General features: G+C 70.2%; 10 protein-coding genes. All 10 read right to left on the bottom strand.

The features are described from left to right. Positions 1-2: 2 nt before the first annotated feature. Positions 3-1031: a DUF6177 family protein gene (locus E0H50_RS29040; RefSeq protein WP_131293723.1), complete on the bottom strand. Its 1029-nt coding sequence runs from the start codon at positions 1029-1031 to the stop codon at positions 3-5. Beyond that, positions 1024-1404 carry a hypothetical protein gene (locus E0H50_RS29035; protein ID WP_131293722.1) on the bottom strand — a complete coding sequence of 127 codons (381 nt, stop codon included), beginning with the start codon at positions 1402-1404 and terminating at the stop codon, positions 1024-1026. The genes E0H50_RS29040 and E0H50_RS29035 overlap by 8 nt, the downstream gene beginning before the upstream one ends. Beyond that, positions 1401-5399, bottom strand: a complete 3999-nt coding sequence (eccCa, locus tag E0H50_RS29030) for a type VII secretion protein EccCa (RefSeq protein ID WP_131293721.1) — start codon at positions 5397-5399, stop codon at positions 1401-1403. Before eccCa ends, E0H50_RS29035 begins: the two co-directional genes overlap by 4 nt. A 29-nt stretch (positions 5400-5428) precedes the next feature. Next, positions 5429-5737, bottom strand: a complete 309-nt coding sequence (locus tag E0H50_RS29025; RefSeq protein ID WP_131293720.1) for a hypothetical protein — start codon at positions 5735-5737, stop codon at positions 5429-5431. Between the two features lie 6 nt (positions 5738-5743). Next, a complete protein-coding gene (locus E0H50_RS29020) occupies positions 5744-6277 on the bottom strand; it encodes a YrhB domain-containing protein (RefSeq protein WP_131293719.1) in 534 nt (177 codons plus the stop codon). A 1-nt stretch (position 6278) separates the two neighbouring features. Continuing rightward, positions 6279-12461: a toxin glutamine deamidase domain-containing protein gene (locus tag E0H50_RS44275; RefSeq protein WP_131293718.1), complete on the bottom strand. Its 6183-nt coding sequence runs from the start codon at positions 12459-12461 to the stop codon at positions 6279-6281. Then, entirely contained in the window at positions 12461-12991 is a 531-nt protein-coding gene (locus E0H50_RS29010; RefSeq protein ID WP_131293717.1) for a DUF6507 family protein, read from the bottom strand. Before E0H50_RS29010 ends, E0H50_RS44275 begins: the two co-directional genes overlap by 1 nt. Positions 12992-13001: 10 nt before the next feature. Next, a complete protein-coding gene (locus E0H50_RS29005; RefSeq protein ID WP_131293716.1) occupies positions 13002-13307 on the bottom strand; it encodes a hypothetical protein in 306 nt (101 codons plus the stop codon). A 27-nt stretch (positions 13308-13334) separates the two neighbouring features. Next, positions 13335-13664, bottom strand: a complete 330-nt coding sequence (locus tag E0H50_RS29000; RefSeq protein ID WP_131293715.1) for a hypothetical protein — start codon at positions 13662-13664, stop codon at positions 13335-13337. 412 nt (positions 13665-14076) lie between these two features. Then, positions 14077-15568: HNH endonuclease (locus tag E0H50_RS28995; protein WP_131293714.1), on the bottom strand; the 1492-nt coding region annotated here is incomplete at its 5' end.

Raw genomic sequence — 15568 nt, 5'->3', positions numbered from 1 at the left:
ACTCATCCTTCGCTTTCGGTACCGGCGATGACGCCGCGCAGGAGGTCACCGAGTCGTTCCCAGTCCGGCATCCGCGTGCCGTCGCCGAGCCCGTACCAGGCCGCCGGACGAGAGGCCGGTCCGATCGGCACCGACTGGGTCGCCGTGCCGATCCGCGCTTCCTGCGGACCGATCGCGAGACCGATCGGCCCGGGGAATCCGGTGAAGTGCGGGTACGACGTGGTGTCGGCGGCCGCGCCCGCCGCGCTGACGAGCACTGTCACCAGCTCCACCTCTTCGGCGAGCCGCCCGATCACGTCCCGGACCTTGTCAGCGTCGGGCGGTTCGAGTCCTGGCTGCGCGACCGCGAGCATCACTGTCTCCTCGATGCCGGCGGGCCGACTGTTGATCACCGCGGATCCCGTCGCGGGCAGGACTCCATCGGTCGCCGCACCGACAACGGTGAGCAGCGACGGCCTCGGAGACCGCCGGTGGCAGTACGCCGTCAGCGACGCGCCGGCCTCGGCGTTCCACGGACGGTTCACCGGCTCCTCGGTGCCCCAGCCGATCGGCGGCCCGCCGGCCAGCTCGGTGAACAGCAATTCGGTGGCCCGGCCAACGAGTGTGCTGTCCAGCGCCGGGTAGCGCACACGCGCGAGCACCTGAAGGTTCGCCCGGACATCGAGCCGCTCCGGATCGGCTGTCCACGCGGCGGCCAGTTCTCCACGGCCGTCGGGACCGGTGACCGGGGCGAACTTCTTCCCGTCCCAGCTGAGTTTCGCCCCGGTCAGCCCGTCGTACGCCTCGGCACCGCCGACGGCCTGCACGACCCAGCGGGTGTTCCGGCCCGAGAACAGGCGGGTCCGCGCCGGATAGCTGAGCCGGACGCCGGCGGGCGTGACCAGCTGAACGCCGCGACCCTCGCGCTCGGCGGCAGCCACCGCGTCCAGCAGCCACGCGGACAGGCCGACCACAGGACGGTCCTGCATCATGACCGCCACCTCGTCGGTGACGAGATCCAGGCCGGGGCTGTAGTCCAGAGCGTTAGGCATGCTCGGCTCCGTTCTGAGCTGCAGGGGGTGGTGCCCAGATCCGGCCGCCGGTCCGCACGACCAGTTCCTCGGCGTACCGCCACGCCAACCGCGAGCCGGCGTCGTGCGCCGCGGCGCGGATCTCCACCCACCAGGTCGGCGTCGGTACGTCGGCGTACGCGGCCCCGAACTGCCGCATCGGCTCGCCCGGCACCTGGATGTACATCGGGGTGTCGATCGACACCAGTGGGACCTCCTGCTCGTCGCAGAGCTGGATCACCATGCCGCCCGACACTGCCCGGACGCGATGCTCGGTACCGGTGGCCGCGAGCGACGCCAGTACATCCTCGTCGGACGGCATCCGCTCCAGCAGCGCTACCACGTCGTACGTCATGAAGGTCCTCCTAGCTGGCCAGTGGCGTCGGCAAGCGCTGTTTGGATCAGTACGGGGCTGTCCCCGCGCCGGACGAACAGTCCCCGGCCGGCCGGGTAGCTGCCCGGCCGGGCACCGGTGAAGATCTGGCCCTCGCCCCGATCGCCCGCCATCACCAGCCCGGCGCACCCGGACTCGAGGACGGCCTGCAGGAACGGTTCGTACAGCGAACGGGACGCGCCCGAGGCACGCCGTACGACGACGAAATGCAGGTTCAGATCGCGACCGGACGCGACGTACGGCAGCAACGGCTCGAGCGGCGACTGACCGCCGGTGGTGAGCAGGTCGTAGTCGTCGACCACGACCACGATCCGCGGTCCGGAGCCGGCCGGCGTACCGGAGTCGTCGGGCATCCGCCGCTCCAGTTCCTCGGCGATCGCGCTCGCCAGACCGGCCGCCTGCCGAATGTTCGTGGCGTGGCCGCCGATGTAGTCCTCGGGCAGCGACTTCACCACGTCGGTCAGCGAGCGCCGGGGATCCATCACCCCGAACACCAGCTCCGACGACGCGGCGTACCGGTCGGCGAGCTGCTGCATCACCAGCCGGAGCAGGTTCGTCTTGCCGCACTCGTTGTCGCCAAAGGCAACCAAGTTGCCGTCGTCGCCGGACAGGTCGAGCAGGACCGGCGCCAGCCCGGCCTCGTCCAGGCCGATCGGTACCCGCTCCGGTTCGGTCACCGAGCTCGGCAGCGCCCGGCGCCCGACCTGGAACGGCAGCACCCTGACCTGCGGGGCGAGCGCGCCGCTCCAGGCGGACCTGATCGCGACCGACTGCGACTCGAGGACCTGGCTGAGACGGTCGTCGTCGACCCGGCCGTCGACCCGCGGCAACGCGACCTGAGCGAACAGCTTGCCCTGCGGCGTGAGCATCCGGCCGGGCCGCGCACTGCGCATGGTCTTCTGCAGGCGCGTGTCGATCATGGAGTCGGACGGATCGTTCAGCCGCAGCTCCAGTACCGTGCCGAACAGCGACTGCAGCTGCATCCGTACGTCGTTCCAGCGCAGCATCGCCGCTATGACGTGAACGCCGTACCCGCTGCCGCGCTGCAGGATGTCCGCGATCGGTTCGTCGATCTCGTCGAACTGCGTCCGGATCGCGCCGAAGTTGTCGACCAGCAGCACGACGTCCGCGCAGGGCAGCTCGGGAACCTCGCCCGCGCCGTGCAGTTCGCGCAGGGTCTCCATCGTGTCGATCCCGCGGTCGCGGAACACGCGTTCGCGGTGGTCGATCATCCCCCGGATCTCCTCGAGCGTTCGCCGCAGCCGGTTCCGGTCGGTACGGATCGCAATCCCTCCGACATGCGGCAGATCACGCAACGGCTGCAACCCGCCGCCGGCCAGGTCGAGTCCGTAGATCGCCACCTCGGCCGGGGTGTGGCTGTGGGCGAGCGCGGTCACGATTGTCCGGATCGTGGTGGTCTTGCCGGACTGCGGACCGCCGATCAGCGCGCAGTGCCCGCCGGCAGCGGTCAGGTCGAGCCGCAGCACTTCCTGCCGCTGCCTGCGCGGGTCGTCGAGCACCCCGATCGGCGGTGCCAGCTGCGGCGACCCGGCCGGGAACTGCAAACCTCGCGGACCTGGCCGCGGATCACCCGCGAGCTGGTCCAGCGTGCAGGCCACCGGCAGCGGCGGCAGCCAGATCTGATTCACCTTCTTGGCCGCCGGTTTGACCTGGCCGACGAACATGTCGAGCACTGTCGGGCCGGTCGTTCGCTCGGTGGCGCCGTCCTCGTCGTCGGTCGCCGGCGCGAGCCCTCCGAGGTCCTGCTGGTATGGCGTCAGCAGGTACGGCCGGACCACCGGGCCCGGTTTCTCCGGCTCGCGGTTGATCCGGCCGGTGTACGGTCCGGAGACGTACGCCGCCTTGAACCGCTGGTACACCGACACGTCCACCTTGAGGTAGCCGAACCCCGGCAGCGGCGGCAGGTGGAAGGCGTCGGTGGTGTCGAGCACCGAACGGCTCTCGTCCTCGGAGAACGTGCGAAGCCCCAGCCGGTACGACAGGTAGGTCTCCAGCCCGCGCAACTGTCCGCTCTCGATCCGCTGGCTGGACAGCAGCAGATGGACGCCGATCGACCGCCCGATCCGGCCGATCGACAAGAACAGGTCGATGAAGTCCGGCCGTACGGTCAGCAGTTCGCCGAACTCGTCGATGATCACGAACAGGTGCGGCAGCGGATCCAGTTCGGGCCGCTGCTGGCGGAGCAGGCGGTAATCGGTGATGTTCGCGATGTTCCCGGCATCCCGCAGTACCCGCTGCCGGCGCTGGACCTCACCGGACAGGCTGGCGTACGCCCGTTCGGTCATGGTCGGGTCGTCGACCAGGTTCGTGATGATCCCGGCAACATGCGGTACGCCCTCGAACGGGGCGAACGTCGCGCCGCCCTTGTAGTCGATGAGGACCATCGCCAGGTCCTCCGGGCTGTGCGTGGCGAGCAGGCCGAGTACCAGCGTGCGCAGCAGCTCGGACTTCCCGGACCCGGTCGCGCCGACGCACAGACCGTGCGGGCCCATCCCGAGCTGGGCGGACTCTTTCAGGTCCAGCATCACCGGGGCGCCGGCCTGGTCGAGACCGATCGGAACCCGCAGGAAATTGCGCTCGTTGCGGGCGGACCACATCCGCGCCCGGTCGAGGTGGCCCGGGTCGTCGATGCCGAGCATGCCCATCACGTCGATATCGGACGTGTACGCGTCCTCCTCGGCGGACTCCTTCGACAGCCGCAGCGGCGCCAGCCTGCGGGCGATCCCCTCGGCGACGGCAGCCGTCGTACGGTCGGGCTGGCCGGTGGCGACCAGCGGCTGACCGCTCCGGAGATCCTCGACCACCACCTCGTCACCCTGGACCGAGATCCGGACCGCGACGTTGCTGGGTTCCTGGGTTCGATCGGCGACCAGGTGCAGAACAGTCAGACCGAGTGCCGGAGTGTCATGGCTCTCGCCCTGTGCGCGCACCTCGGCACTGACCTGCCCGTAGGTGTCGTGGAGCACCAGGAGACGCTGGGTCAACCGTCGGCTGTCCTGCTGCCCCATCGACCCGCGCCGGGCCTCACTCGCCCACTTCGTCCGCTCCGCCAGATCGTCCGCGATCAGGCCTGCCAGCTCGGCCGGTGACGGCGCGATCCTGCGGAACGGGTGCGGGCCGTCCTGACGCTCCGGATCCAGCACATGCGGCAACCAGCTCAGCCACTGCCAGTCCTGCATCGCCGCGGGCGGGAAACACGCCGCCAGCTCGACATCCTCCGGCGCGTGGAACACCGCCAGCTGCAGCAGGAGCGACCGGGCCACATTCACCACGCCGTCCCGATCGCCGACGATGCTGACGTTGCCGACCTGGTCCATCGGCACCGTGAGGGGCATCTCCGGCATCAGCGCGAAACGGCGTACGACGGCCTGCGCTTCCGCCATCATGAACGGATCGGGCGGATCCATGGTCGCGCCCGGGTTCTGCGCCACGGTCGCCGGACCGACCGGGATCCGGCCGGTACCGCAGCGGACCTTGAGGAAATCCGAGTCGGTACGGCGGCGTTCCCAGAGCCGCGCCGGGTCACGTGCGCAGTCGACCAACGCATCGCTCGGCGGGTCCAGAAGACCGGCCTCGGACCGTACCGTCCGCTCGGTCTTGGCGAACTCGTCGCGCAGGCGTTCCAGGTAGTCGAGGTACCGCTCGCGCTGCTTCCGCCGGTCCCGGCCGGCGCGACCGCGCTGCGACATCGCCGACCCGAGAACGCCCGCGAGCGTGGCCACGAGCATCGCCGCGCCCACCACCATGAACAAGGTGCTCCGCGTCACCGCCATCATGCCGACCGAGCCGAGGACGCCGGTGATCGGCAGCAGGGCCTGCATCGGCCCGCCACCACCGCCGGCCTGGCCGAGCGTCGGCGGCGCCTCGATCACCTTCGGCGGCTGCTCGCCGAGATGCCGGGTGCTCCGCGCCGGGCGGTGCACGAGGGTAGACACGGGGATCTCCTTCCGGGGACTGCTGGCGCTCAGCGCGTTCTGGACGGACTCGCCGTCGGACGTTTGGTGGTTGATGTTGCTGTTGGTGACGGGCTCGGGGCCACGGTTTGGGTCGGCTGGTTCTGTTGCTTCTCCTTGGCCAGTTCGCGATCGATGAACGACCAGCCGACGCACCCGGCGCAGATCACCGCGGCCAGCGCGACACTGGCGAACAACTTGCCGACGCCCTCGTCCAGGCTGTGCCGGGCCCGGTCGGCCCCGAACAGCGCGGCGTCCCGCAGCCGCTGCCGCCGTACGCTCACGGACTCGATGATCTGGTTGTTGTACTCCCGTGGCACGGTCCGTCACCCCGTCCCGCCGGCCGCGGCCAGCGCTTCGTCGACGGACATCCGGCTCGGGTGGAACTCGTACACCACCGCCTCGCCGACCAGGAACATCGTGTCGGTGATTCCAGGCATCTCGAACAACCACCAGTCCCCGACGTCGCGCCGGCGCCAGGTCGCCAGGTCGGCCGGGGTCACTGTCACCGGCCCCTGGGCGGTCAGCCAGGCGGCGAGCTCGGTCGCTGCCTCGGCCCCGGGATCCGTGTGCTCCAACCCGCGTTCGGCCGCATAGACCTTCAGTTGCTCTTCGTACGGCGTCGCGCTGCCGAGCATCCACGTGTCGCGGGTCGACTTCACCACCACGATCGGGCCGCCGCCCAGGGGTGGATGTCCCTCACCGGTGTCGAACCACTGCGCCGTCGACCAGGCAAACACCCAGGCCCAGCCGACATCCGCCACGTGCTCGTCATCGGTTGCCAATCGCAACGGTTCACCCGGCGGCTCGATGCTCTCCAGGAACGTCGCCGCCGCTGCGCGCGCGTCGGTCAGCCTCATGTCAACCCCGCCGTCCTTCGTTGCTTCCGTAGTTCGTCCGCAGGAACTTGAGCCCGCCGCTGAACCGCTCCAGCCGCGCCCAGGTGCGATGTTGCGGGTCGACGAAGTACACCCGACCGTGCCGGTTGACCACCAGGAACACGTGGCCTGACGTCGGAACCCCCAGGAACGAGCGGATACCCGCCACCGCTCCACGGGCTCCGTCGCCGGCCAGGTAGATCTCCCGGGCGACCTCGCGAAAGTCCCGGACTGTGCGGAACCTCGCGGACGGCAGACCGATCCGCTCCGGCATGCGCTCCGTGTAGTGACCGCCGAGTTCGTCCGGGTCGGCCATCACCGCCGACGACGGGTGGCCCCGCAAGGTCAGCTCGGCCGCGATGACCGAGCCCTCACAGTTCGTCCAGCTGGATCTCCGCGGCAGCCCCGGTCGATCCGGATTCACGTCGACGAGCTCCGGGAACAGCTTCGCGAAGTCCTTGCGCCGAGCGTTCCGTTCATGGACCTGGGGAATCGGACGACCGTCGTCGGGCGGCAGTTCGCGGATCGGCGTCGGCGTGACCCTGTCCCCGAACCTCTCGACCGGGCCATCCAGCGGCAGGAGCACGGCGCTACCGGTGTGGTCGAAGACAGCACGCCCGACGTGCCCGACCGTACGGCCGGTCCGCGGATCCACGATCTCGTACAGCACCCTCAGCCGGCCCGGTCCGGCGCCGGGTTGCGACGGCGCGAACTCGGCGCGGACCTCGTACCCGGAACCGATCCACCGATCCCACTCGTCGCCCATCCGCTGCCAGGCCTCCGCGTTCACCTCCGCCTCCGGCGGGACCAGGCGGTCCACGACGTCCGCCGGGATGTGCCGGCCCCGGGCATCGGGACCGACCGCCTCGCGCGCCGTCAGCAGCACCACGGGCGAGCCGCCGTCCGACGTCGCGGCCCGGAAGTCGTTCCGCCCCAGTCGTCCGATCTCACCGGAAGTTGCCTCTGGCAACTTGTCGGCCTCGTGACCGGGCGCTCCGATGGGATCGCCGGACTGCGGGGTGCGTCCGGGGTCGACCGGGTGGTCGGCGCGCGGATAGCGGAAGTCGATCAGATCCGCCTCGGCGGGTAGCGGCCGGAGTTCGCCCCAGCGCCCGTCCGGACCCGGCGTCAGCCACCGCCCGTCCGGGCGCCGCATCGCCACCTCGGCTCCGCGAATCGCCTGCGTCCGCGGCGGCCACGGACCGGTGACCGGCGCGTGTCCGTCGTACAACCGCTGGTTCGCGTCCCACCACCGCAGCCGCCCGCGTCGGTCGATGAACCCGCCGAACGCGTGGCTGCTGCCGTCGTACCAATCGACGCCCACGTACGCCACGGTCCCTGGCGGGCTCCCCCGCATCGACCGCTCCAGTCGCGCGTACGTGTCAGCGGTGAAAGCGTCCGGGGTGCCGAGCGCCGGGTCATACTCGCGCCACGCCGGCCGGCCGCCGAACCACTCCCAGATCTCCGCACGGGACTCCCCCGTTCGGAACGCGTTGCCCGCGGCCAGCCGCGGCTCCTTGCCGAACAGGATGTTGAGGAAGGCCCGGAGCCGTTCGGCACAGGCAGTCCGCGTCGAGAGGTCCTCGTCCGACCCGGCGTCGAGCTTCGATCCCCAATCGTCAACGGTGTCGATCCGATCGAGCCGATCATCCGGTACGGCGTCGGCCAGCCGCCGCTGCTTGACCCCGTCCGAGTCCGGGTTCTCCCACAACACCGGCCGAACTCCCGATCGCGGTTCTCCCGGCGCTCCGGTCCGCTGCTTGTCCGACCGCAACGACTCGATCAACTTCTCATCACCGGCCCGCCACTTGGCAGCTCGCTGAATGTCCGGCTCGCCCCGCCGCTCCCCGGAGTCCCCTCCACGGTCGTCACGCCGCCCAGCCCTGTCCGCACCGTCCGCACGCCCCTGCGAACGCCGCCCCTCGTCTTCCCCCAGCAGCCGACGCCCAATCGCCCCCAGGTCCCCGCCATCACCCGACCGCCCAACAGGCTCACGCCGCTCCGCCTGCTCACGCCCCCGCGGACGCTCAGCCTCCTCCGACTGACGCGCACGGTCGGGCCGACCGTCGTCGGTTGGACGTGTGCTTGAGTCGTCGTCGCCCGAGAGCCTGCGTCCGATCTCCTCCAGTCCCCCGGTGTCTTCCTCATGTCCCAAGTGCTCGCCGTCCACCGGCCGTTCGTCCACGCCGTGCGTACCATCCGCGTCGTCCCGCGGCGTGCGGTCGTGCTCGCCGCGTCCGCTACCGCTCGGGCCGTCGTGGTCGGGCGTCCCAGACGCGACCGCCTCGGCGAACTCCTTGGTGGCGCCCTTGGCCGACTTCACCGCAGACTCCGCGACGACCACATGTCCGCCAGCGGCTGCACCCGCAGCACTCGATTGGCTGGCGCCCGCCGGGTCGGCGTGAGTTTGGGTGGGGGCGTGGCCGACTGTGCCGCCTTCCTGGACTACGTGTACTGGGGGGCGGTCTCCTTCGGGTAGGTGGTGGGTGATTTCTGTTGCGGAGCGGTTCGGCAGGCCCTCCGTCGGCACGCGGCCGTGTTCCGTCCCGAGAGCCCTGCCGAGCGCCGTACCGGCGTCTCCAGGCAACCGGCCGCGGATGTCCAGACCGCTCCGGGACGCGTGCCGGACCAGCTCGCGTACGCCGGCCTCCACCGAACCGGGCGTCGGCGTTCCGCCGAGCCGGAGGCCCTCGATCTCCACGTGCGTTGGCGTGTCCCGGATCGTCAGCACCGACGTCGGGCGGCCGTGCCGGTCGTACGAGACGAAGGTCCGGCCCTTCGACGGCACGTTGACGCCGTCGCCGTCGCCGAGATCGACGTGCGCGTCGGTCGTGGTGTCGTTCTCGACGACCTCGACGCGGCCGCCCGCGCGGCGGAACTCGTCGGCCGCGTGCGACAGCCGGTGCGCGGTCGCGCCCGGATCGATCCCGGACGGCGAACCCGCCGTACGGCGCGCGTGCAGGTCCGCGAAGTCCCGGCGTACCAGATCCAGCGTCTCGCGGTCGAACATCGACTCCGCCTGCCGCGCGATCTGCTGAACGTCGGACGGCGACCACTCGGACAGGCCGCTGCCGGGGAACCGGTCGGTACGGCGGCCGATCTTGTGGTGGAAGTCGTGGGCGTCGGCGAGCGGCATCTCCGACGTGACCGCCAGGCCGCCGTTGTCAGCCGCATAGCGCGCGACGAAGTGCTCGACCGCGGTCGCCGCGCCGCGCGTACCGTTGTGGGCGCTGCCTAGTTTGCTCAGCTGCACTTCACCGTGCCGTACGTCGAGCGAGATCGCCGACGCGATCCGGCCGCCGACGCTGGCGACCACTACGTGCGGATGCGATCCGTCGAGGGCCTCGGACAGGTACTCGCGGCCCTTGCTCTGACGCTCTGTCAGGTTGCCGGAGGCCAGTTCGCGGCGGGCCTGTTCGGCGAACGCCTCGTACCGCGGGCTTCCGCTATCCAGCAACTCGACCTTGGCGCCCGGGTGCTGGTAGAACCTCCGCACCCGCTCACCGATGAACCGCACCGCACTGTCGGGCACACCGTCCCCGACGTTGCGCTCAATGCTTTGGTCGCCATCGTGGTCGACGGTCCGGTGGCCTTGGTGGTCGGCGTTCCGGTCGCCTTCGTGGTCGCGGTGGTGCGGGTCGTTCGTCGGCGACCCGCTCTGCCCGGCGCGAGCCAACCGCCCGGTGTCGGCACCGGCCGCCGCAGCAACCGGAGCAAACGGAGCAGGCTCAGGATGCGCACGCTTCCCCGGCTCCGACGCGTGGTCCGGCCGATCCGCGTGCTCCGGCCGATCCGTGTGGTCCGGCTGGGTCGGTCGATCGGTGTGGTCCGTGCGGGTCGGTCGGTCGGTGCGGTCCGGGCGGGCGGGACGGTCCGGGTGGTCCGGGCGTTGGTGTTCGCGGGTGGTGGGGGTTTCGGGGCGGCGTTTGGTTCGGTTGGGTTTGGTGTCGTCGTTCGAGTGGGTGGGGTCCGAGCTGTCGCCGGGGCGGGTGGACGGTACGTCGCTGCCGTGGCGGGTGCCCGATCCGGGTGGGTCGACTCTGCCGGTGGGGATTGGGGTCGGGCTGCCGATCGGGGTCGGCGTACGCTCGCGGCCGGGCGACTCGGGCGTGCGGGTCTGCTCGGGCCTGCCGGTTTGCTCGGGCCTGCCGGTTTGCTCGGGCCTGCCGGTTTGCTCGGGGGTGCCGGTTTGCTCGGGGGTGCCGGTTTGCTCGGGGGTGCCGGGCTGCTCGGGTTCGCCGGGCCGGCGCGGTTCGTTCGGGCGGCGGCGTTCCGGCTCGTGGCGGCCGTCGGGCCGTTCCTTCGAGTCGACCCGGCCTGGGTCGCCGGTGTGGCGCGGATCCACCGTCTGCCGCGGATCAACCGGGTGACGGGGATCGACTGGGTTACGCGGGTCAACCGGCTGGCGCGGGTCAACCGGGTGCCGTGAGTCCACCGGCTGACGCGGCTCCACCTTCTCCCGCGAATCGACCGGCTGGCGCGGCTCCACCTTCTCCCGCGGGTCAACCGGGTTGCGCGGATCACCTGGGTTGCGAGGGTCGACGGGGTGGCGCGGGTCGATGGTCTGGCGGGGGTCGACGGTCTGGCGCGGGTCGACGAGTTGGCGGGGGTCGACCGTCACGCGTGGGTCGATCGGGTGGCGCGGGTCGACTGGGTGGCGCGGATCCACCGGGTTGCGCGGGTCGACGGGGTGCCGCGGGTCGATGGTCTGGCGCGGATCGATCGGGTGGCGCGGGTCGACCGTCTGACGTGGATCCACCGGGTGACGGGGGTCGATCGGCTCGCGCGGGTCCACCGGATGGCGCGGGTCGACCGGCACACGTGGGTCGATCGTCTGGCGCGGGTCGACCGGGTTGCGGGGATCGATCGGGTTGCGGGGATCGACTGGGTGGGTTGGGTGGTTGGGGTCGGGGATGTGGACTTCGGGTAGTTCGGGGGTGAGGGTTTTGCTGAGGGGGATGCCGCGTTCTATGCGGACTGTCTCGCCGAGGATCGGGATGTGGGAGATGCCTTTCAGGACGTCGCCCAGGACCGGGAGTTTGGTGGCGCCGCGGATCGCGCCGGCGCGGATGTCGGCCTTGAAGTCCAGGTAAGAGCCGGCGTGGTCGGCGATCTTGCCGATCAGCGGCACCTTGCCGGCCAGCCCGGCGACCTTGCCCACCTTCGTCGCGAGCGTCGCCAACTTGCCGACCCCAGGAACGAACCCGAGTACGCCGGCCACCGCGCGCGCCTGGTTGCCGGAGTCCCAGTCCTCGCGGATGTCGTCGATCTGGGAGTTGAACCGGGCATCCATATCCTTGCCGAAGCTCTCCGGCGTGACGAGATCGATCGCGTCGCCGACCCCCGGAATGGCGTGCAGCAGCGACACGAAATCCAGCGCGGCCTCGCCCCAGGCGTCGAACGTCTGGTACATGTCGGCCGGCGGATGCCCGAACATCGACTCGACGCCCAACTCGCGGGCGACCCACTGGATGCCGAACATCACCGTCAGCGCGTCCACCACGTCGACCGCGAAGTCGCCGACGTCCATGATCCAGGGCTTGTCCCACTCCTCGTACCCGCCCCACGCCGGGTAGACCGGGTCCTCGTTGTGGACGAGCACCTTGGGGCCGACCCGCATCGGCATACCGGGCTGCCAGTTCCGGTCGAACGTCTCCGGGTTCCAGCCCGCGCCGCCGTACACCGCCTCGATCCTGTTGGCGCACCGGACCTGACACTCGAGGATCGCGAGGACGAGGTTGCTCATCGTCTCGCCCAACCGGTTGTTGTCGGCAATGATGCCCTCATGGTCGTTCCAGTCCTCGCCGTCGGCGGTGACCTCCCGCTCGATCACGTCGAGGAACGTGTACGCCTCCTGCTTGACGCGCTCGAGCCGGTCGTGCAGCGGCCGGACCTCCCGCACGTAGGACTGGATCGCGTCGCCGACGTCTGTGATCGCATTCCCGACCCGGGCACATTCGTTGTACGCCGGGTTGATCGTGCACATCAGCTGGTACGCCTCCGGCGCGACGTACACGCCCTGCAACTGCCAGAAGCTCCGGCTGACCGCCGCGCCGGTGTCGGTGATGAACTGCCCGACGTCCGACAGGTTCCTGCCGTTGGACTCGACGTAATCGAGGTTGCCGGGGATCAGGTCCGGCAGACCGTCGGGGTTGACCAGTGGCATCAGGCCGCTCCGCCCGGGGTCGTGCCGGAGTCCACCGTCGACTTGCCCCCGGTACCGGTGTACGGCTCGGTCGGGCCCTCTTCTTCCCCGCCGATACGGTCGAGCTTGTCGGACCTCTCGATCTTGCCGTGCCCCGTGGAGGGAGCCTCGGGCTCCGGGCGCTCGGCCTCCCGCGTCTTCATCTGCTCCTCCGACTTGCGTTCGGCGACCTCGTGCTCGCGGTCGAACACGCCGTTCGCGTTCCGCGCCGCGGTCAGCGCCATCTCCTGATGCCCTTCCAGGTAGGCGATCGTGGCGTCCTTGGCCCCGGTCATCGACGCGATGATCTGCGCCGCGATCGCGTTGAACGACCCGTTGTAGGCGATCGCGAACCCGTTCAGCGCGTCGGCGATCATGCCGCCGGCGTTACCGGCCGCGCCCTGCAGGTACGAGGTGTAGTTCCCGGCGTACGTCTCGAGCTTCAGAGCCTCGTCGTACGTCGCCTGCAGTACCCGGCTGACCCCTTCCGGGTCGATGTCCCAGTCCGTCATGGCCCCTCGGTCAGTGCGGGATCTGGTTGACGGCGGAGCTGGCCTTCTTCAGCGCGGCCTCCGCGGTCCGGTCGTTGGCCTGCAACGTGTCGGTCAGCAGCTTGATGATCGCCCGGACGTCCTCGGCCGCCTTGCTGAACTGCGACTCGATCCCGCGGTACTCCTCGGTCACGTTCGTCATCGACGCGTCGGACAGCAGCGCCTGCACGGACCGCTCGTGCTGTCCGATCAGCGAGTTGATCTGACCCGACAGCTGCGTGATCCGGGTCTGTACCTCTTCGGAGGCGCCGATGTCGTAACTGTTGCGCTCGTTCATGTCCCCAAGCTCTCCTCGATGCGTGCGTCAGCGGCCGCTGAACCGGCGGGCGGCGTCGGACTGACCCTCGGCGCTGCCCATGTTCTGCTTGGCCGTGGTCACCTGCTCGTTCTGCGCGGTGTTCATCGCGCTCCCGACGCCGCTCTGGCCGACGGCCAGGTGCGCCATCCCCGCGTTCAGGCTCGCGGCGATGCCGTCGACGTTCTGCTTGAAGGCGTCGAACTGCTTCTTGCCCTCACCGCCGAACTTGCCCTCCAGCGGCGCGGCGGCGTCGACGAGCTGCTTGACCAGTCCGCCCAGGTCCTGCGCTCGCCCGGCGGTGCCCTTGGCCGCCTGGTCGAACGCTCCCTGACTCATGTCCCATCGCTGACCAGCCATTTCTCGGTGCCTCCTGAGCCCGTTCGGCGTTCACAGTCGACTCAGGGTTCCCGATCCCGCTTTCAAATCGCTTTCATCGAGCACGCGGCCAGTTGCCCGGCCGGGGTTCCAACCGCACAGGCATGCTCTTTCCTGCTCTGGAAAGTTGCTGGGCTTGACTCCTTGGCGATCCGCTCCGTGACCATCCATCACCGGCAGTGACTGACCCTGGACGCGATCATGCTGCTGCGGAAGCGGAGCCGAGCCGAGCCGAGCCTCCAGCCGGCCGAGGCCGAGTCGACTCAGACGATCCGCGGCCCGGCGAGGCGACCCCGTCTCCGCCGTCCGATCCGGCTCGGGGTTCGGCCGGCCCGGCGCGGGTCAGATCGTGGCGGAGGGCGAGCCAGTGTGGTCAGATCGTGGCGAAGGACGGCGGGCCGGTGTCGGCGTCGTTTGTGGTGCGCTCGCCCCAGACCGCGAACCGGGCGGCTTCCGCCCGCGTCGACTCGTCGGCCTGCCAGCGGCTGGCCCGGACGCCCGATGCGCCGGCTGCTGGTACGGCGGGCGTGTCGGTTTCACCCCACGGATCGTCTGCTGGGGTTGAGGATCGGGGTGCCGGGTCGCCGTCCGATGGACCCGAGGGTATGAGACGTTCACCCGGCGGCTGGTGTGCCCGGGATGCGTTGTCCGATGGACCCGACGGCGTGAGACGTTCGCCCGATGGCTGGTGTGCCCGGGATGGGTTGTCCGGTGGACCCGACTGCGCGGGACACTCTCCTGGCGGCTCGGGTGTCCGGGGTGTGTGGGCTGGTGGTTTGTGTGGAGGGTGGGGTGGTGGGTCGGCCCAGGTGGGTCTGGCGACGTGGACTTGGCCGTTGGTGATGGTGACGGTCCAGTGGCCGTGGTGCAGGTCGGTGTGGTGGCGGCGGCACAAGAGCACGAGGTTGGAGATCTTCGTTTCACCTCCGTCGATCCACGAGATCACATGATGCGCATCGCACATCACCGGTGGCGCTCCGCAGATGACGCAGCCGCGGTCGCGGGTGTTCAGCGCACGGCGCATCGCCCGGGTGACCAGTCGTTCGCAGCGGCCGACGTCCAAGGGTTCGGAGTTCGAGCCGAGCACGACCGGGATCACCTTGGCGTCACACGCCAGCCGCCGGATCGTCGCCGCGGACAGCCCGTTGCTGTACACGGTCTGCCCGATCGCGTCCGCGGTCGCCGCCTTCAAGTCCTCGAAGTCGATGGTGACCGTCAGATTCGCCTTCGCCCCGAACCCAGGCACCACATCACCACACACACCGCCCACACCACCACCCGAGCCAGCGACCACTCCAGGCTGGTGGCCGGTCGCCAGCGAATCGTCCTCCGTAGAACCGGTCGCCGTAGAACCGGTCACCGTAGAACCGGTCGCCGTAGAACCCGTCCCGGTCGAGTCGTCCTCCAGGGTGCTGGTCTCCGGGGTGCTGGGCTTCGTGGGGTTGGCTGGTTTGCTGGTAGGGCGCGGCATCGTGGGAGACGGGGTGCCTGCGTCGAGGGCGGTCGCGGCCAGGGTCAGGGTGGTGGTGAGGGCGTCGGCTTGGCGCTTCTCGCGGGAGCGCGGGTCAGGCTCGCCGTCGAGGGTCTTGTGCGGGCGGGCGCCGGTGGTGATCAGGGTGCGGAAGAGTTCGGCGTTGTCGTTGGCCAGGTACCCGGTGAACTTCACGCCGTGGTCGGCAGCTTTGAGGGTGAGGGTTTCGCGGGCGGCGGCTTTGTGTTCGTCGGGTTCGGGGCCGTCGGTGTCGAGGATGTCGCGAGACTGCTCGGCGGCCTTGCGCAGATCGGCGGGGGCCAGGTGGCGGGCGAGGCGGACGAGTTCTTGTTCGGCGAAGTCGAGGTCGGCGACCGGGACGGTGGTCGGGACC

It is taken from the genome of Kribbella sindirgiensis (genome assembly GCF_004331435.1).
In the GTDB taxonomy this organism is placed as follows: domain Bacteria; phylum Actinomycetota; class Actinomycetes; order Propionibacteriales; family Kribbellaceae; genus Kribbella; species Kribbella sindirgiensis.
Note: the sequence above shows the minus strand (reverse complement) of the source record. Positions and strands in the feature narration are given on the sequence as shown.

Excerpts from the sequence above, each read along its gene's own strand:
- E0H50_RS29000 (WP_131293715.1), bottom strand. The coding sequence starts at position 13,664 with ATGAGTCAGGGAGCGTTCGACCAGGCGGCCAAGGGCACCGCCGGGCGA.
- E0H50_RS29040 (WP_131293723.1), bottom strand. The coding sequence starts at position 1,031 with ATGCCTAACGCTCTGGACTACAGCCCCGGCCTGGATCTCGTCACCGAC.
- E0H50_RS29010 (WP_131293717.1), bottom strand. The coding sequence starts at position 12,991 with ATGACGGACTGGGACATCGACCCGGAAGGGGTCAGCCGGGTACTGCAG.
- E0H50_RS44275 (WP_131293718.1), bottom strand. The coding sequence starts at position 12,461 with ATGCCACTGGTCAACCCCGACGGTCTGCCGGACCTGATCCCCGGCAAC.
- E0H50_RS29020 (WP_131293719.1), bottom strand. The coding sequence starts at position 6,277 with ATGAGGCTGACCGACGCGCGCGCAGCGGCGGCGACGTTCCTGGAGAGC.
- E0H50_RS29005 (WP_131293716.1), bottom strand. The coding sequence starts at position 13,307 with ATGAACGAGCGCAACAGTTACGACATCGGCGCCTCCGAAGAGGTACAG.
- E0H50_RS29035 (WP_131293722.1), bottom strand. The coding sequence starts at position 1,404 with ATGACGTACGACGTGGTAGCGCTGCTGGAGCGGATGCCGTCCGACGAG.